The following is a 16,427-nucleotide window of genomic DNA, read 5'->3' on the forward strand; positions in this document are numbered from 1 at the left end:
GATTTATTTTTTGCAAATTATGGAGAGTATATGGACCGACTTGCTTCTTTATTAACAGAAATTAATCCGGACCATTGTCCGCGCCTTGCACGAATCGGAAAAGTTAACTGCACTGAAGATCCGCTCTGAACGAAGAGCGGATCTTCAGTGCAAAAGAACAGCAAGGCCCGCCTTTATTATTAATAATGCCTTATCTACAACTGCTGAGTTACCCAGCTACCATTTTCAGCGAAAAATACCGTCGCATCGGCTCCATTGACCAGGGATATTTGAGGAGGTATGTGGCCAATATCAACATCATACAGTACAGGCACGGCAATATTCTCAAAAGCGGCTTTCAGGGCATCCAGATAATTATGTTTAGTCGGGTCGCTTACGTCGGGTGCAGCACTTCTGCCGATAAGAACACCATTTAAGTTATCAAACCAACCCTGTAATCGTAAGCTAAATAATGCGCGTGTTAATTCACAGGGAGCCATTTCCACATTTTCAAAATAGAGGATTATTCCTTGAGGGCTATTGCTCGCCTTGAACAAGGGCACATTCCCGAATGGTGTACCTGCTAACCTGGATATTATTTCGAGGCAGCCGCCGATCAGTTTCCCGCTAAATGTCAGAGAAGATGTAACACCATCAAGGCGTTTCCACTGTGTTTTTTGGGTCAGATTGAAACCTCCGTCTGACGCTGTTCCCCATTGATTTTCATCCGCTTGAAATGTTGTTGAAGAGTACTGTTTGATTACAGTTCCCCGATTCGATTCCAGAATTTCCCATACGGCCTGAGTGGTGGCATCTAACTTTTGAGCGCCAAGATCCATGAGGTTCGGCCCATGCAAAGTAGCCCAGCCCGATATCGTCGTCAGTGGGAAATGAAGTGTACTAAGATCTGAAAAGCCCACAAACCATTTTGGTTTAGACCGGGACAACAGATCAAAATCAATCAAATCAAGTAATTCCATCGCCAGATCACCGCCCCAAGGTGGCATAACAGCTTTTATATCTGGGTCAGTAAGATAAGACATTAATTCTTCAACGCGAGAAAATTTAGTGGCGCTTTTATTTTTGTGCTGCGAGCGTAAGCAGCGTCCTTCGCGGACCTGGTAACCTCTTTTCTTTAGGTTTTTTATGGCGAGTTCCAGTCTGGGATGCAGATGTTCAGGTACGCCAGAAGAGGGAGCGGTTACACCAATAACATCTCCTGGAGCCAGCCTGGGTGGAAAGAGGACACTCATGGATAAATCCTTTTCAGAACATATAGAATTCCATAATCCATAATTAAAGCCAGGATGTAAAATCAACAGGCGAACACTCCGCTTGTTTTTTCTATGAGCCTTTAAAAGGTCTGCTTATGGCACCCAAGGGACTTTACCGGCGTAGATGATGCGTCAGGCGACTAATCCTCAAAAGTGCTTACTGCTTATTCGCGGGACCGCCGTCTGATTTGGGTTGGAGCATGACGACTACTCTTTTAGCTATTCCCGGTTTCCCCTTTTCAAAGCGCCATTTACTCATCATTTTCTCGATGATTTTATGTTCAAACTCCGGAGTCGTTGTCGATTCCAGTATCTTAACATTCTGAACTCTGCCATCTGAATCAACATCATACTGAATCCGCAGAGCATTCGGCAGGAGGTTTCCGTAATCGTCCGAATTCCAAAATTAACCATGAATCTTCACGTTACCAACGGCGCGAGTGACAGGCTACCAGATGAAATGATCAGTGAATACCGCGTCTTCAGCGGCAATCCCTTTGACCTCCTTACCAGGCGCTTCGTACCACATCCATTCCCGGGGTCGTTTCGCTATCAGGACTAGTGGGAGCTGAGCGAGTGTATCAATGATTCCTTTTGCCAGCTGTCAGCTCGTCAGGGAACATGACCGAGCTAACACCCTTAAGTGATGAGAGACGACCATGGAGTTCGTCCGTAAAGGTAAAATGCGTCGTGCCCGGATTATCAGAGATACACACTGGTACAGACAGGTGCCGGGTAACGGCCTCGAAGCGTGAGAAGACTTCGTCGTCACGGAGTGACTGGTAGCTGACCGCCGGGAGTAACAGGACATTCGCGCCAGCTGCCTGGGCATCATCAGCCAGATGTAGAATGGCGTCGATACGGACCGATCCCACACAGACCATAACCGGGATGTCCCCGGCATGCTGTTTTGCCAGAGTGGCTACGCGCTTGCGCTGCTCCCGGGTCAGATAGGCGTAGCGTGCGGTTGACCCCAGGATGCCCATAGAATCAACCCGAGCATCTGTACGGCGGGAAAGCATATGGCTGAACCCCTTTTCATCCACGCCGCTGGCGGCTATTGGGGTTAATAGAAACGCCGATAACCGCTAAACATACCTGTTTCTCCTGAAGGATATTACTGCTGTTGTTCTTCGATGAGAGCAACGTCAAACCACAGGCCGGGCATCATTTTTTCCAGGCCGTCGGTCAGCATCTTCCCGGCTTCGTGCAGTTTCTCCAGCGGCATCTGCGGCAGGCTTTCCAGAATGAACCACATTTGCTGAGCGTCCACGCCCAGACGGGTTCTGATCCCCTGTCGCCAGTTCCAGCGGCGGCAGGTCGCGCCGGTATCATCACACCAGATAACCTCTCCTTGTGAAGGATATTCAACGGCCGTTTCACCCTCTTTGACGGTATCAAAAGGCTCTGTTCCGTTTGCCACAGCCAGACGTGGTGAACCCTGATAGGCAGAGATATTCTCCCCACCAACCGGTACGGCGTAGCGGAGACTCACGGCGTTATAAATATCAACGATGGGATCGAGCGCGGGCATCGTTCCGTCACGTAATACGCGCTTACGTAACGCATCAGCTGAGCAAGGGGTGCGTTTAGGTTTAGCACCAAACTTTTGAAAAACGTCGGCCCAGGCTGCCAGATGAGATCCCGCCCATTCCGGTTCGCCGGCCAGAACGGCTTCACAGGCTTCCCGCAGCGCGATTTCTCCAGCGTCGGGATGAAGCACTGGCGCAGCTTTTACGCAGATACTGAGTGCCCGAAAACCTGGGGCAATACGATAAATTTCAGGGGCAATTGACGGAGAGACGGTTAACACGTGATAATCCTTTAATGACTAATTTATTCCATGATAATGACCGATGACCAAAAAAGTCAATTTAATGACCGATGCAAATGCTATCGTCAACACGGTGAATGAAGCCGTATCTCAGCGAATTAAACAGTATCGTAAGCAAAAGAAAATCTCCCTCGATGAACTCTCCCGTCGAGCCGGCGTCAGCAAGGGAGCGCTGGTTGAGATAGAAGGATGCCGGGCCAATCCCAGCATTGCTCTGTTATGCCGCCTGGCTACCGCGATGGGGGTTTCGGTGGCTGATTTTGTGGATGTCAGTTCCAAACCGACTGTGCATCTCATTGCTGAAGATGAGATCCCAGAATTGTGGGAAGGTGAAAAAGGCGGGAGAGCAAGACTGCTCGCAGGGTCGGGTGGGCCTGATATGACCGAGCTCTGGATGTGGGAAATGCAGCCGGGGGAAAAGTTTGCTTCACCGGGCCACACGGAAGGAACGCTTGAACTGTTTTATGTTCAGTCGGGCATGCTCACATTGGGGGTAAAGGACCATTTGTATCGGGTAAAAACCGGCTGTTCGGCAACGGCCAGAACGGACGTTCCTCATTTCTACGAAAACCAGGGGGAGAGCCCGCTGGTATTTATCATGACAGTACATGAGAAAACATCCTGAGTGGTTGCCCGGTATGCCTGTAGGGCTTGTCTCATCAAAGCAAGTTTGCAAGGAGTCGTTTAGTGGATAATCAGCATCTGCGTTTTACCCAAGGCCAGTTTACTGTCACAACCGATCCCGCCTTTTTTCAGCAGGAAGCCATTCACGATTACCTCTCGCAATCGTCCTGGGCGCCTGGCATTGATGCTGAAACGGTCAGAATATCAATCCAGAACAGCCTTTGTTTTGCGCTTCTGGATGGAACAAGACAAATCGGCTTCGCCCGTCTGGTCACCGACTATGCCACTTTTGGTTATTTGTGCGACGTCTACGTGCTGAACGAGTATCAGAAAAGTGGTCTTGGTCGTTGGCTGATTGAATGTTGTCACGCCCATCCCGTGATGTCACGCCTGCGACGGATAATGCTGGTAACCTCTAGCGCGCCCTGGCTCTACCAGAAGCTGGGGTATAACCCATTGAACCAACCAGATTTTGTCTGGCAAATCAATCGACCCGATATTTATCGTAAACCCGGGCAAAAGTAAGACTATTTTTTGAGAGTAATGATAAATGTTAATCCGTAGGGCCCGTCCCTCTGATGCAGAAGAGCTTGCCATTTTAGCCGAACGCACCTTTAGAAAAACGTTTGAGGCGGGTAATACTCAGAAGGATATGGAGCTTCACTGCCAGGCAAGTTATTCAACAGATACTCAGTTGCAAGAAATCCTCAGAGAAGACTGGATTACATTAGTCTGCGAATACGAAAGCAAACTGATAGGGTATGCCCAACTGAGGTGGGAAGCATTTCCTCCCTGTGTAAATAGCATTCACGCCGGGGAAATCCTGTGTCTGTATATCGATGAACCTTATCATGGCAAAGGTTTTGCACAAGCGCTGATACACAAGTGCTTTGCTGAATTTGCGGCACAGGGATCGGATATTGTCTGGTTAGGTGTCTGGGAACATAACCCAATGGCAATCTCTTTTTACCGTAAGCTTGGGTTTACCGAGGTGGGTGAACATATCTTCCAGGTTGGGACAGATCCCCAGAGAGATATCATTATGAAACGCTCAACGGGTGTTAGCTGAACAAACATTACGACGTCCGCTCTGGCACACAGCAGGCGTGATCGACACCAGGAGACGTCACGCGCTAGCGGCTAAGCGTAGCGCCGGCTCGGAAAATCCCGGATGGCGGCGCGTGGCGCCTTATCCGGGCTACGCGGTTGTGCCACTCTTGTGCCGTTATTTTGCCGGGTGGCGGCTGCGCCTGACCCGGCCTACAAAAACAGGGACGCCCGTACTCTTCTGGTGGCATGCCCCTGGCCCGCGCCTGCGCAGCGCCGCCGGGCTGTTACTGCGCCTGCTGCTGCGCTTGCGCCAGCTGGCGGACGATCGCCTCGCGCCGCGCATCCCCTTCCGGCAGCCGGGCCAGTAACGCCTGCAAGGCTGCCACGGCTTCGGGGTAATCTTCATTACGCACCGCGCTCAGGGCCAGCATCTTCAGCACCGGCAGGCTGGTCGGCTGCCGCTGATGCAGGTCACGCAGCAGCAGCTCGCCCATCCGAACCTGACCGCTATCCCCCGCCCGCACCAGCGCGCTGGCGTAATCGAAAGCCGCCGCCGGGTCATCCGCCGCCAGATAATGCGCCCGGCCAAAGGCGCCGATCGCCGTCTCGCCATCGTTCAACAACAGGCCCAGCCGCCCAAGCAGCTGCCAGCCGGCGAGGTCGTTCGGCGTAGTCTGCAGATGGCTGCGCAGGCCAAGCCGCAGCTCCGCCAGCTCATCCATACGCAGCGGCGGCGCCGTCGGGTCCTTAACCTGCTGCAACAGCGCAGGATAATGCCGCTCAGCCTGCTGCCAGAGCAGCACCTGGCCAATATCGCTGGTTTTCAGATACAGGCCCAGACTCAGAACCACCAGCAGCAGCGCGCCCGGAAGCAGCGCCCAGCGGCTTAGCGGGCGTTCGCCAGGCTGTGCCTGGGGCGGAATATCCGTCAGCAGCGTGCGCTGCAGCTCGACGACCAGCGCCGGGTTGTCCTCGCCGCGCTCCTGCGCCAGCTCCTGCAGACGCGACTGGTACAGGGCGCGGTTGAGGGTATCGCGGTCTACCGCCCCTTTGCCCGGCCACGGGAAGTACAGCAGCCCCAGCGCGCCAGCCAGCAGCAGCGCGACGATAACCACCAACAGGCTCATCGTTCTTTTCCTTCTTTCAATAATGCCGCCAGCCGCTGGCGCTCTTCGGCGCTGAGCGCCGCGTCAGGAATGTCGCGACGACGCGCGCGGGCGATAATCACCCCCGCGCCCGCCAGCACGAACAGCCCCGGCCCCAGCCACAGCAGCACCGTGCCCGCGGTCAGGGGCGGCTCGTAGCTGACAAAATGACCGTAGCGGGCCACCATATAGTCAACGATCTGCCCTTTCGTTTTCCCCTGCTGCATCAGCTCGTACACCTTCTGCCGCATATCAGCGGCAATCATCGCGTTTGAGTCGGCGATGCTGTTGTTCTGGCATTTCGGGCAGCGCAGCTGGGAGGTGATCTCGCGGAAGGCCTGCTCCTGGGCCTCATCCTTAAACTGCCAGGTGTCGATGGCGGCCCACGCCTGGCCGGTCAGCATCAGCGCCAGCAGGATGACCATTGCACATCTCATCAGCCCGCCCTCCGGTTGTATTGATCCCACAGCGGCTGGAGCTCCTCGCGCCACACCCGTTCGTTCAGGTCGCCGGCGTGCCGCCAGCGGATGATGCCCTGACCGTCGATGAGAAACGTCTCCGGCGCGCCATAGACCCCGAGATCCAGGCCAAGCATGCCGTTGCCATCGTACAGGCTCAGCATGTACGGGTTCCCCAGGCGCTGCAGCCAGCTCATCGCCTTCTGCCGATCGTCTTTGTAGTTCATCCCCACCACCCGCACGCCCTGCTGCGCCAGGCCGTTGAGAAACTGATGCTCGGCGCGACAGGTTGGACACCAGGTGGCCCAGACGTTAAGCAGCAGCGGCTTGCCGTCAATCAGCGTGCGCCGGTCCAGCGTCTGGCCGGGGGTATTCAGCGCTTCAAGGCGAAATTCCGGCAGCGGTTTGCCAATCAGCGCCGACTCGAGGGTCGTCGGGTCATCGCCATCGGCGTTGCGCATCAGTTGCCAGAACAGCGCAGCGGCCAGTGCCAGAAACAGCACCAGCGGGATAAACAGTAGCTTCCGGTTCATGAGGCCTCCTGAAGCTTCTTACGCATCCGGTAGCGCGGGTCGAGCATGCAGCACAGACCGCCGAGGGCCATCAGTACCCCGCCGTACCAGATCCAGCGAACGAACGGTTTATAGTACAGACGCACCGCCCAGCTGCCGTCGCTCAACTCTTCCCCCAGCGCGGCGTACAGATCGCGGGTCAGCCCGCCGCTGATCGCCGCCTCGGTCATCATCATCCGGCTGGCGGTGTAAAAGCGCTTCTCGGCATACAGCGTCGCTTCCGGGCGGCCGTTGCGGGTCACGGCAATAATGCCTTCGCCGCCGGTCCAGTTGGGGCCGACGATATTGCGCACGCCATTAAACACAAAGTGATAGCGGTGGATATCGATACTGTCGCCGGGGCGCATCCGTACATCGCGTTCCACGCTGTAGTTCTGGCTGAAGGTGATGCCGATAACGGTCACCGCCACGCCGACGTGACCGAGCACCATCCCCCACTGGCTGCGGGTCAGGGTGCGCAGGCCGCGCCAGAAGCCGTGGCGATGGGTGGCCCGTTCGTGAACCTCCATCAGGGCGAAGATCAGCACCCACAGCGCCATCATCAGGCCGATGACCGCCATGGCGGTGATACGGTCCTGCAGCAGCCACGGCAGCGCCAGAGAAAGTGACAACGTCACCACCAGAGCAATAATCAGGCGTTTAATCTGCCTGGCGACGTCATCGCGCCGCCAGCGGATCAGCGGTCCCAGCCCCAGCAGCAGCGCAAAAGGCGCCATCAGGGCGGTGAACATGGTATTGAAGAACGGCTCGCCAATGGAGATGCTGCCGAGGCCCAGCTCTTTATGCACCAGCGGCAGCAGCGTTCCGAGGAGCACCACCAGCATCGCGGCCATCAGCAAGATATTGTTGCCAAGCAGGAACGACTCGCGCGACCACAGCGTATGTTCCACCCGCGCGCGCACCCGGCCGCCCTTCAGGGCGTACAGCAGCAGCGACCCGCCGATAGCGACGATCAGCAGTACCAGAATAAACAGCCCGCGCGACGGATCCGAGGCGAAGGCATGCACCGAAACCAGCACCCCGGAGCGCACCAGGAAGGTGCCCAGCAGGCACAGAGAGAAGGCGGCGATGGCCAGCAGTACCGTCCAGGCGCGGAAGCTGCCGCGCTTCTCGGTCACCGCCAGGGAGTGCAGCAGCGCGGTCCCCACCAGCCACGGCATAAACGAGGCGTTTTCCACCGGATCCCAGAACCACCAGCCGCCCCAGCCCAGTTCGTAGTAGGCCCACGCCGAGCCCAGCACGATGCCGAGGGTGAGGAACATCCATGCCGCCTGGGTCCAGGGACGCGACCAGCGCGCCCAGGCAGTATCCAGCCGCCCCGCCAGCAGCGAGGCTATGGCGAAGGCGAAAGCCACCGAGAAGCCGACGTAACCCATATAGAGGATCGGCGGATGGAAAATCATGCCGATATCCTGCAGCAGCGGATTGAGGTCGCGGCCATCAATAGGATACTGCGGCAGGCCGCGGCTGAACGGATTGGAGGTGAAGAGGATAAACAGCAGGAACCCAAAGGCGATCATCCCCATCACCGCCAGCACCCGGGCGACGGCGCCGAGCGGCATCCGGCGGCTGAAGAGGGCGACGGCGAAGGTCCAGACGCTGAGCAGCAGAACCCACAGCAGCAGCGAGCCCTCGTGCGCCCCCCAGGTCGCCGCCACCCGATACCACACCGGCAGCGCGCTGTTAGAGTTTTCCGCCACGTAGCGGACGGTAAAGTCATTGACCACGAAGGCGTGCACCAGCAGCAGGAAGGCGCCGCCGATACAGGCGAACAGCCCGCAGGCCAGCGGCCGCGCCAGGGCCATCAGCCGCCGGTCCTGCCGCGCCGCGCCCCACAGGGGATAGACGCTCAGGAGCAGCGCCAGCCCCGCCGCCAGACACAATAAAAAGTTGCCCAGCTCCGGCATCATGGCTGCGCCCCCGTTTTCTCCGGCGTCATGGCGTTTTTCACCTCCGGCGGCGTATAATTTTCATCATGCTTAGCCAGCACCTGCTGGGCGGTGATATGCCGCTCGCCGTCCAGCACGCCCTGGGCCACCACGCCCTGACCTTCACGAAACAGGTCGGGCAGAATGCCCTTATAGCTGACGTCCACGACCCCGCGGGCGTCATACAGCTTAAAGCGCACGTCGAGGGTTTGCGGGTCGCGCTGCAGGGAGCCCGGCTGAACGTAGCCCCCCACCCGCAGCCGCTGCCCGGTATGGGGCAGCGCCCGGGTTTCCGTTTTGCCGTAGATAATTTCCCCCGGGGTGTAGAACAGATCGATATTGCTGCTAAGGGCGTACAGCGTCAGGCTGACGGTCAGCCCGAGGCCGGCGAGCACCGCCAGCACGATATACAGCCGGGTTTTACGACGCGCTTGCATCCGCGGCCTCCTTGTCGTGTTCGCGGGCGGCAGCGATCCGCCGCTCGCGCGCCTGCTGGCGTCGTACCTCATGGAACAGCGCCCGCCGCGCCCACAGGGTATGCACCGTCAGCAAGCCAAAGGCGGCGACCCCCACGGCCACCGCCAGCCAGACGTACACGGCATAGCCGCCCATATCCAGGAAGGCGGCGAAAGACGAAAAAGCGGGGCTCATCGGGCAACTCCTTTATTCACCAGCGCCACCACCCACGGTCGACGACGCTCCAGCTGCAGGATCAGGTTACGCAGGCGCATCAGGGTCAGCGTGACCGACAGCATGAGGAAGGCAAAGATGCAGATCCGCAGCGGCAGACGCATGCTTGGGTCGATGGTTTGCTGCAGGTTGGTCGAGCCCTGGTGCAGGGTGTTCCACCAGTAGACTGAGTAATGAATGATGGGCAGATTGACCACCCCGACCAGGACGAGGATCCCCGCCGCGCGCCCGGCCAGCCGCCGGTCGTCAAAGGCGTGCCACAGGGCGATGACTCCGGCGTAAAGAAACAGCAGCACCAGCTCTGAGGTCAGGCGGGCGTCCCAGATCCACCAGGTTCCCCACATCGGCTTACCCCATGCCGCGCCGCTGACCAGTGCCACCAGGGTGCAGACCGCCCCCACCGGCGCCAGGGCGGCGATCGCCAGGTCGGCCATTTTGATCTGCCAGACCACCCCGACGAAGGCCGCGACGGCCATCGCCAGGTACAGCCCCATCGACCACATCGCCGCCGGGACGTGAAGGTACATGATCCGATAGCTTTCCCCCTGCTGATAGTCCGCGGGGGCGAAGCCAAAGCCCCACCCCAGGCCGATGACCAGCAACAGCGCGCTCAACGCCGCCAGCCAGGGGATCCAGCATCCGCACAGACGGTACAGCCGCTCGGGGATCGCCAGTTGATGTAACGCTTTCCACATAGACGCTTACTCACACGGTTATGATGGCCGCACCCGCAGGCGCAGCGAATTATTGCACGGTCAGCCGCAGCGCGGCGGCGGTGGCGAACGGGCACAGGGTGGCGCTGGCGGTTAAGAACGCCGCCAGCATCGCCAGATAGCCGCTGACCGGGAGCCCAGCGGCCGCCGCCTGGCAGGCCGCGGTGGCGAAAATCAGCAGCGGCACCGCCAGCGGCAGCACCAGCAGGCTCAGCAGGACGCCGCCGCGCTTCAGACCGACCGTCAGGCCAACCCCCACCGCGCCGAGAAAACTGAGCGTCGGGGTGCCGAGCAGCAAGGTCAGCGCCAGCACGCCGGCATCGTGCAGACTCATCCCCAGCAGCAGCGCCGCCAGCGGCGAGACGATCAGCAGCGGCAGGCCGCTCATCATCCAGTGGGCAACCACCTTCACCAGCACAACCGCCACCAGCGGCGTCGGCAGGAGCATCAGTTGCTCCAGGGAACCGTCCTGCCAGTCGTCGCGAAACAACCGATCCATCACCAGCAGCGCCGCCAGCAGCGCGGCGACCCACACCACGCCCGGCGCAATCTGAGCCAGCAGCTGTGGCGCGGCGCCGACGCCGAACGGAAACAGGGTGATGACGATCAGAAAGAACCAGAGCGGATTGAGGATCTCCGCCCCGCTGCGCCACGCCAGGCGCAGTTCCCGGGCCAACAGCGCTCGCATCATTGCCCGCCTCCCGCGTCGCCGCCGAGGCGCAGGGTGCGCAACGGGCAGCGCAGCGGCCGCAGAGGCTGATGAGTCGTGAGGATCGCGCTTCCCCCCTGCCGGGCGTGCTGCTCCAGGCGGCAGGTCAGGGTTTCCATCGCTGTGGCGTCGAGGGCGGTGAACGGCTCATCGAGGATCCACAGCGGCGCGTCGGTTAACCACAGGCGGGTCAGCGCCACCCGCCGCTGCTGCCCGGCGGAGAGCTGGCTCAAGGGGAGGTCTTCATAGCCCGCCAGGCCGACGGCGGCGAGGGCGCTTTCCCGCTGCTGAAGGCGGCTGGAGGGAAAGAAGAAACGCAGGTTTTCATCGGCGGTCAGCGCCGCGTTGACGCCGGGTTTATGGCCCAGCCACAGCAACTGACGATGAAATGACTCCCGGACCTTCGCCAGCGGCTGCCCCTGCCAGCTCACCACCCCGCTTTCCGGGCGCGCCAGGCCGCAAAGGATCCGCAGCAGCGAGGTTTTCCCCGCGCCGTTATCACCGGCGACCTGCAGCAGCTCGCCGGCAGCGAGGGACAGCGTCAGCGCCGCAAATAGCGGTCGATCGTCAACGATGCAGGTCAGTCGCTCTGCATGCAGCATGAAGGCAAACTCCTTGATTCAGACAGTATTTTACGTCGTGGCTAAGTATGGGTTGCGCCGCGCGGGCGACGCAACCCTGACGATTACTGTCCGGCCCCCGGCAGCTTCGAGATATCGGCGTTGCCTAACGCCTTCTCATCGTGCGCCGCGGTCTCCTTACGCACCTTCGCCACATCGCTGGCGCTGACCGCCGGCGCATTGTTGCCCCAGCTGGTGCGGATGAAGTTGACCACATCCGCCACCTGCTGGTCGTCCAGACGCCAGCCGAACGACGGCATGGTCAGGTTGGAGACCGCATCTTTCACCGCCGGCGTGGTGCTCCCGGTCAGAACGATATGGATAAGCGAAGTGGCATCTTCGGTCTGTACCACCGGGTTGCCCTTCAGCGACGGGAAGGCGCGTTTATAGCCCGCGCCGTCGGTGCGGTGGCAGGCGGCGCAGTTATCAACGTACAGCGCGGCGCCGGTTTTACTGTCGTTACCCTTCCACAGATCTTTCGCCACGCTGTCTTCCACCGGGGCTGGGGTCTGTTTGCCGCCGCGCGGCGGGAGCGACTTCAGATAGCGGGCGATGGCGGTGATGTCGTCATCAGAAAGATACTGCAGACTGTGCTCCACCACATCGCTCATGCCGCCGAAGACCACCGATTTATCGTTGCGTCCGGTTTTCAGGAACTCGGCCAGCTCAGCCTCGCTCCAGGTCCCCAGACCGTCGCGGTTTTCGCCGCGCAGGCTGGAGGCGACCCAGCCGTCAATCGGCGCATTGCTGCCCGCCAGGTAATCATCGCCTTCGCTTTCGCTGAGCGCTTTTTCCTGCATCGTCAGACTGCGCGGGGTATGGCAGGCGCCGCAGTGGCCCAGGCCTTCCACCAGATAGCGGCCGCGCTCCAGCACCGGGTCAACCTGCGGGTTGGCGACAAAGTCGCTCGGCGTCGGGGCGAAGATGCCGCGCCAGAACGCCAGCGGCCAGCGCATCGACAGCGGCCACGGGATGTCGGTGTCCTTGTTGACGGCATTCACCGGTTCCACGCCATGCATAAAGTAGGCGTACATGGCGCGCATGTCCGCTTCACTGATCCGCGCGAACGAGGGATACGGCATCGCCGGATAGAGCGTGGAACCGTCTTTCCGCACGCCCTTACGCACCGCGTCGTCAAACTCTTCGAAGGTGTACCCGCCGATGCCGTGTTCTTTATCCGGCGTGATATTGGTGGAGTAGATGGTGCCGATCGGCGTCTCCATCGGCAGACCGCCGGCGAAAGGTTTCCCCGTTTTGCCGTTGGTGTGGCAGGCGACACAGTCCCCCGCCCGCGCCAGATACTCCCCCTGCTTAATCAGATTGCTGTCCGCAGGCGCCTCTTCGGCAAAAGCCGCGCAGCTCAATGCCCCAAGCACCAGGGCCGATAACCATTGCATTTTCATCATCTGCCTTCCTTTATGCCTGCACCAGGGGTCCCGGATTTTTCAGATACTGCTCGCGGATCGCCTTCGCTGACCAGTAGGCCAGCGCGGCCACCGTGCCGGTTGGGTTGTAGCCCAGCCCCTGCGGGAACGCGGAGGCGCCGATGACGAAGACGTTATGCACGTCCCAGCTTTGCAGATAACGGTTCACGGCGCTGGTTTTCGGATCTTCCCCCATTACCGCCCCGCCGTTCATATGGGTGGTCTGGTAGGTGGTGGTATCAAAGTGGCTGTTGGCGTTTTTCGGGCTGCCGAGGATATATTTCGGCTTCATCGCTTTGGCGATCGGCGCCATCTTATCGAACATAAACTGCGCCATCTTGATGTCGTTTTCCTGCCAGTCGAAGGTCATGCGCAGCAGCGGCTGGCCGAAGACGTTTTTGTAGTTCGGATCAAGATCGAGGTAGTTCTGCCGATAGGACTGGTGCGCGCCGTGGGCATCCATCGACAGGTGATGGGTGTAGGTATCGGCAACCGCCGCTTTCCACTTGCTGCCCCACGCCGGGGTGCCCGGCGGTACCGGGAAACCGGAGATGGGCTTGGTCCCGGCCTGGTTGACCCAGAATGGCGAACCACCCACAAAGCCCGCCGCGCCGTGGTCGAAGTTGTCGGCGTTGAAGTCGTCGACCCCGACGCCGTTGCCGCCCGCGCCGATAAACGGGTTGGTATAGGTGTCTTTGTCGAAAATGGCCTTGATGGTGGTCATGTTCTGGTAGGCGAAGTTACGCCCCACCACCCCTTCGCCGGTCTCCGGATTGTACGGTTTGCCGATCCCGGAGAGCAGCATCAGGTGCACGTTGTGGAACTGGAAGGCGCCGATAATCACCAGGTCCGCCGGCTGTTCCATTTCGCGCCCCTGGCCGTCGACGTAGGTCACGCCGGTGGCGCGGGATTTGTCGTCGGTCAGGTTGACCTTCAGCACGTTGGCGTTGGTCCGCAGCTCAAAGCGTTTTTCCTGGCGCAGCGCCGGCAGGATGTTCACGTTCGGCGAGGCTTTGGAGTACATGTAGCAGGCGTAGCCGCTGCAGAAACCGCAGAAGTTGCACGGGCCCATCTGCGCGCCGTAGGGGTTGGTATAGGAGTCGGAAGTGTTGGCCGACGGCAGGTTATAGGGGTGATACCCCACTTCCAGCGCCGCTTTTTCAAACAGCTGCGCCGACCAGGTGTTTTTCTGCGCCGGCAGCGGGAAGTCGTCTGAGCGGTCCGGGGCGAAGGCGTTGCCGCCGCGGCCTTTGCCGACGACCTTGCCTTTGATCGACCAGGCGGTCCCGGAGGTGCCGAACACTTTTTCCGCTTTATCGAAGAAGGGTTCCAGCTCGTCGTAGGTGACGCCAAAATCCTGGATGATCATATCCTGGGGAATGAAGTTTTTGCCGTAGCGTTCTTCATAGTGGCTGCGCATCCGCAGTTCGATGGGATCGACGCGGAAATGGACGCCGGACCAGTGCAGCCCGGCACCGCCCACGCCGGTACCCGGCAGGAAGGCCGCCAGCTGGCGATACGGCACCGCCTGCTGGCTGGTGTTATGCCGGATGGTGACAGTGCTTTTCGACAGATCCTGGAACAGCTTGCGGCGGATGTTGTAGGTCAGCTCATCAATCACCTGCGGATAGGCGCCATCCGGCCAGGTGTCGCGCATCGGGCCGCGCTCCAGCGCGACGACGTTGAGCCCGGCTTCGGTCAGCTCTTTGGCCATGATTGCCCCAACCCAGCCGAAGCCGACGATCGCGACATCGGTTTTTTTCAATACGGTGGCCATAATTACGCCCTCTCCCCATTAATTGATACCGGCGGGAAGGGGTAGCGTTCGCCCCGTTCAACCCAGTCCATAAAGTCGGCGCGCGCGCCGGGAAAATTAATCAGCGTCCAGCCGACCATGCCTTTATTGCCGCCATGGATCGGGTCGCTGAAGAACCCTTCGCGGGTGTTCTGCAGCAGATAGGTGAAGAACAGCGAGGCCGGCAGCTGTTTGAACTCGGCTTTGCCGGATTCCCACAGGCCGAGCGCCTCGTCCTGCTGCTCGCTGCTCAGTTCAGCGAAGGTTTTATGATATTTGTCCTGACACCACGCCTCGGCGTCGGCGATCCCGAGGTTATAGATCTGTTTGGGCACCAGCGGCAGCTGATAGCCCATCTCTTTCGGCACGTCGGGGTTGAAGGGCCCCTGCATATACCAGATGGAGCCGGTGGCATAGGGGGTATTGAGCTGGCGGTCGATAAACTCCGGGACGCCGGCCTCTTTGGCGCCGGGACCGAGTTCATCCGCCGGGATTAAGCGAGCGACGGCGGCGTTGATAAACGCCCACTCACGATCGTTGAAGAACTGCGGCTTCCAGTCGCTGGCCGCCGCCGTGTTCCCGGAAGCAGGCTCAGACGCGGGGGCCGCCTGCGCGGTCGCGCTGGTGGCCACGCCAATGGCCCCTGCTCCCGCGCCGCCAATCACCACCGTCGGGATCAGCGCCATCGATTTCACCAGGAAATCACGCCTGGAATTGTTGGTTTTCTCGCTCGACATCATCACATTCCTGTCATTGAAAATTACTGTTTTTGTCGCAGACAAACCCAGTGAATGTCGTGCTGGAACCGATACCATTGCGCTTTCAAACCGCTTAGCGTCTGGCCCGGCCCGGCAAGTCGGATAAAACATCGCCAGAGGCGATATCATTTATAGGGTTATCGTTTGGATAGTAGACGATTCTCAACGAAACGCGGGAAATCGGAGAGAAATTCACCGGAATGTCATCGTGAGAAGGGTGCTGCCATAACCTTGAGGCGGTAAACCGACGGTGTTCACACCGCGCTGAGCTTACCCATGCGCCATAAAAGAGTGACTTGTATCACAAATGTTATTTTTTGTTTATGGTACATGGCAGATTAAACGTCTGTAAATACTCGTATTAGGAATAATTAAACATTTTGAGCTGTTAAAAAAGTTAATAACCGTTGTTAACTATTTTGCATCTATTTCCTGGCTAACGCGTTCGGCTGGCGATCCCCATCCACAGGAGAAGAGAAGATATGTTCGATCATGTGAAATTCGGCGCTAGCGACTATGCCGCCAGCAAGGCGTTCTTTTTACAGGCCCTGGCCCCGCTTGGCGTAACGCTGGTCGGCGAAGGCGAGCCGAGCTACGGCGCAGAGCTGGCCGGCAGCGGCGATGTCTCTCTATGCCTCTATCAAAGTACGGAAAAACCGGCGCCGCTGCACATTGCCTTTCGCGCCGACAGCCGCGAGCAGGTCGATGCCTTCTGGCAGGCGGCGCTGGCCGCCGGAGGAAAGGACAACGGCGCGCCGGGGTTACGGCCAAACTATCACGCCAGTTATTACGCCGCCTTTGTGATTGCGCCAGACGGACACAATATTGAAGCCGTGTGCCATCTGGCGTCTTAA

At 59.1% G+C, this 16,427-nt stretch carries 18 protein-coding genes and 2 pseudogenes; 4 read left to right on the top strand and 16 right to left on the bottom strand.

Features of this window, described 5'->3' with window-relative positions; all coding sequences use genetic code 11:
- Positions 1–194: 194 nt before the first annotated feature.
- The 4 genes and pseudogenes from AS136_RS13240 to AS136_RS13250 form a co-directional block, all read right to left on the bottom strand.
- A complete protein-coding gene (locus AS136_RS13240; RefSeq protein WP_023322781.1) occupies positions 195–1,232 on the bottom strand; it encodes a S66 family peptidase in 1,038 nt (345 codons plus the stop codon).
- A gap of 178 nt (positions 1,233–1,410) precedes the next feature.
- Positions 1,411–1,647: pseudogene (locus AS136_RS26820) on the bottom strand (TonB family protein); the annotation flags it as partial.
- 220 nt (positions 1,648–1,867) lie between these two features.
- A pseudogene (locus tag AS136_RS13245) lies at positions 1,868–2,338 on the bottom strand (dihydrodipicolinate synthase family protein); the annotation flags it as partial.
- Between the two features lie 32 nt (positions 2,339–2,370).
- Positions 2,371–3,066: a B3/B4 domain-containing protein gene (locus tag AS136_RS13250; RefSeq protein ID WP_023322783.1), complete on the bottom strand. Its 696-nt coding sequence runs from the start codon at positions 3,064–3,066 to the stop codon at positions 2,371–2,373.
- A 43-nt stretch (positions 3,067–3,109) separates the two neighbouring features.
- On the opposite strand from AS136_RS13250, the gene AS136_RS13255 reads away from it, so the two are divergent.
- The 3 genes from AS136_RS13255 (at position 3,110) to AS136_RS13265 (ending at position 4,780) form a co-directional block, all read left to right on the top strand.
- The gene (locus AS136_RS13255; RefSeq protein WP_022066437.1) at positions 3,110–3,712 is read left to right on the top strand and encodes a helix-turn-helix domain-containing protein; all 603 of its coding nucleotides are present in this window, start codon (positions 3,110–3,112) and stop codon (positions 3,710–3,712) included.
- 62 nt (positions 3,713–3,774) lie between these two features.
- Complete coding sequence (locus AS136_RS13260) at positions 3,775–4,236, top strand: GNAT family N-acetyltransferase (protein ID WP_023322784.1); 462 nt, start codon at positions 3,775–3,777, stop codon at positions 4,234–4,236.
- Between the two features lie 25 nt (positions 4,237–4,261).
- Positions 4,262–4,780 carry a GNAT family N-acetyltransferase gene (locus tag AS136_RS13265; protein WP_023322785.1) on the top strand — a complete coding sequence of 173 codons (519 nt, stop codon included), beginning with the start codon at positions 4,262–4,264 and terminating at the stop codon, positions 4,778–4,780.
- A gap of 265 nt (positions 4,781–5,045) precedes the next feature.
- Here the strand turns inward: AS136_RS13265 and ccmI are convergent, their stop codons facing one another.
- The 12 genes from ccmI to AS136_RS13325 form a co-directional block, all read right to left on the bottom strand.
- The gene (gene ccmI / locus AS136_RS13270; protein ID WP_063266798.1) at positions 5,046–5,888 is read right to left on the bottom strand and encodes a c-type cytochrome biogenesis protein CcmI; all 843 of its coding nucleotides are present in this window, start codon (positions 5,886–5,888) and stop codon (positions 5,046–5,048) included.
- Positions 5,885–6,331, bottom strand: coding sequence for a cytochrome c-type biogenesis protein (locus tag AS136_RS13275; RefSeq protein ID WP_014599186.1), 447 nt, complete (start codon positions 6,329–6,331; stop codon positions 5,885–5,887). The genes ccmI and AS136_RS13275 overlap by 4 nt, the downstream gene beginning before the upstream one ends.
- 11 nt (positions 6,332–6,342) lie before the next feature.
- Positions 6,343–6,897 carry a DsbE family thiol:disulfide interchange protein gene (locus AS136_RS13280; protein WP_008804532.1) on the bottom strand — a complete coding sequence of 185 codons (555 nt, stop codon included), beginning with the start codon at positions 6,895–6,897 and terminating at the stop codon, positions 6,343–6,345.
- Positions 6,894–8,846 (bottom strand): heme lyase CcmF/NrfE family subunit, encoded by a 1,953-nt coding sequence (locus AS136_RS13285; protein ID WP_023322788.1) that lies wholly within the window; start codon positions 8,844–8,846, stop codon positions 6,894–6,896. Before AS136_RS13285 ends, AS136_RS13280 begins: the two co-directional genes overlap by 4 nt.
- Positions 8,843–9,301: a cytochrome c maturation protein CcmE gene (ccmE, locus tag AS136_RS13290; RefSeq protein WP_004143391.1), complete on the bottom strand. Its 459-nt coding sequence runs from the start codon at positions 9,299–9,301 to the stop codon at positions 8,843–8,845. The genes AS136_RS13285 and ccmE overlap by 4 nt, the downstream gene beginning before the upstream one ends.
- Positions 9,285–9,515, bottom strand: coding sequence for a heme exporter protein CcmD (ccmD, locus tag AS136_RS13295; protein WP_023322789.1), 231 nt, complete (start codon positions 9,513–9,515; stop codon positions 9,285–9,287). The genes ccmE and ccmD overlap by 17 nt, the downstream gene beginning before the upstream one ends.
- Positions 9,512–10,249 (bottom strand): heme ABC transporter permease, encoded by a 738-nt coding sequence (locus AS136_RS13300; protein WP_012541450.1) that lies wholly within the window; start codon positions 10,247–10,249, stop codon positions 9,512–9,514. The genes ccmD and AS136_RS13300 overlap by 4 nt, the downstream gene beginning before the upstream one ends.
- Before the next feature lie 49 nt (positions 10,250–10,298).
- Complete coding sequence (ccmB, locus tag AS136_RS13305; RefSeq protein WP_012967964.1) at positions 10,299–10,958, bottom strand: heme exporter protein CcmB; 660 nt, start codon at positions 10,956–10,958, stop codon at positions 10,299–10,301.
- Positions 10,955–11,578 (bottom strand): cytochrome c biogenesis heme-transporting ATPase CcmA, encoded by a 624-nt coding sequence (gene ccmA, locus AS136_RS13310; protein WP_023322790.1) that lies wholly within the window; start codon positions 11,576–11,578, stop codon positions 10,955–10,957. Before ccmA ends, ccmB begins: the two co-directional genes overlap by 4 nt.
- Before the next feature lie 83 nt (positions 11,579–11,661).
- A complete protein-coding gene (locus tag AS136_RS13315; protein WP_162823386.1) occupies positions 11,662–13,002 on the bottom strand; it encodes a c-type cytochrome in 1,341 nt (446 codons plus the stop codon).
- Positions 13,003–13,012: 10 nt separating this feature from the next.
- Positions 13,013–14,797, bottom strand: coding sequence for a GMC family oxidoreductase (locus AS136_RS13320; protein WP_002908285.1), 1,785 nt, complete (start codon positions 14,795–14,797; stop codon positions 13,013–13,015).
- A 2-nt stretch (positions 14,798–14,799) separates the two neighbouring features.
- Positions 14,800–15,555, bottom strand: a complete 756-nt coding sequence (locus tag AS136_RS13325) for a gluconate 2-dehydrogenase subunit 3 family protein (protein ID WP_004175724.1) — start codon at positions 15,553–15,555, stop codon at positions 14,800–14,802.
- A 500-nt stretch (positions 15,556–16,055) separates the two neighbouring features.
- On the opposite strand from AS136_RS13325, the gene AS136_RS13330 reads away from it, so the two are divergent.
- Positions 16,056–16,427, top strand: a complete 372-nt coding sequence (locus AS136_RS13330) for a VOC family protein (protein WP_032730615.1) — start codon at positions 16,056–16,058, stop codon at positions 16,425–16,427.

Source organism: Klebsiella sp. D5A (genome assembly GCF_001620885.1).
Lineage (GTDB): Bacteria > Pseudomonadota > Gammaproteobacteria > Enterobacterales > Enterobacteriaceae > Klebsiella > Klebsiella variicola.

What these genes read in the sequence shown, in the direction of transcription:
- AS136_RS13240 (WP_023322781.1), bottom strand. Translation starts at nt 1,232, where the DNA reads ATGAGTGTCCTCTTTCCACCCAGGCTGGCTCCAGGAGATGTTATTGGT.
- AS136_RS13255 (WP_022066437.1), top strand. Translation starts at nt 3,110, where the DNA reads ATGACCAAAAAAGTCAATTTAATGACCGATGCAAATGCTATCGTCAAC.
- AS136_RS13265 (WP_023322785.1), top strand. Translation starts at nt 4,262, where the DNA reads ATGTTAATCCGTAGGGCCCGTCCCTCTGATGCAGAAGAGCTTGCCATT.
- ccmI (WP_063266798.1), bottom strand. Translation starts at nt 5,888, where the DNA reads ATGAGCCTGTTGGTGGTTATCGTCGCGCTGCTGCTGGCTGGCGCGCTG.
- AS136_RS13275 (WP_014599186.1), bottom strand. Translation starts at nt 6,331, where the DNA reads ATGGTCATCCTGCTGGCGCTGATGCTGACCGGCCAGGCGTGGGCCGCC.
- AS136_RS13280 (WP_008804532.1), bottom strand. Translation starts at nt 6,897, where the DNA reads ATGAACCGGAAGCTACTGTTTATCCCGCTGGTGCTGTTTCTGGCACTG.
- AS136_RS13285 (WP_023322788.1), bottom strand. Translation starts at nt 8,846, where the DNA reads ATGATGCCGGAGCTGGGCAACTTTTTATTGTGTCTGGCGGCGGGGCTG.
- ccmE (WP_004143391.1), bottom strand. Translation starts at nt 9,301, where the DNA reads ATGCAAGCGCGTCGTAAAACCCGGCTGTATATCGTGCTGGCGGTGCTC.
- ccmD (WP_023322789.1), bottom strand. Translation starts at nt 9,515, where the DNA reads ATGAGCCCCGCTTTTTCGTCTTTCGCCGCCTTCCTGGATATGGGCGGC.
- AS136_RS13300 (WP_012541450.1), bottom strand. Translation starts at nt 10,249, where the DNA reads ATGTGGAAAGCGTTACATCAACTGGCGATCCCCGAGCGGCTGTACCGT.
- ccmB (WP_012967964.1), bottom strand. Translation starts at nt 10,958, where the DNA reads ATGATGCGAGCGCTGTTGGCCCGGGAACTGCGCCTGGCGTGGCGCAGC.
- ccmA (WP_023322790.1), bottom strand. Translation starts at nt 11,578, where the DNA reads ATGCTGCATGCAGAGCGACTGACCTGCATCGTTGACGATCGACCGCTA.
- AS136_RS13315 (WP_162823386.1), bottom strand. Translation starts at nt 13,002, where the DNA reads ATGATGAAAATGCAATGGTTATCGGCCCTGGTGCTTGGGGCATTGAGC.
- AS136_RS13320 (WP_002908285.1), bottom strand. Translation starts at nt 14,797, where the DNA reads ATGGCCACCGTATTGAAAAAAACCGATGTCGCGATCGTCGGCTTCGGC.
- AS136_RS13325 (WP_004175724.1), bottom strand. Translation starts at nt 15,555, where the DNA reads ATGATGTCGAGCGAGAAAACCAACAATTCCAGGCGTGATTTCCTGGTG.
- AS136_RS13330 (WP_032730615.1), top strand. Translation starts at nt 16,056, where the DNA reads ATGTTCGATCATGTGAAATTCGGCGCTAGCGACTATGCCGCCAGCAAG.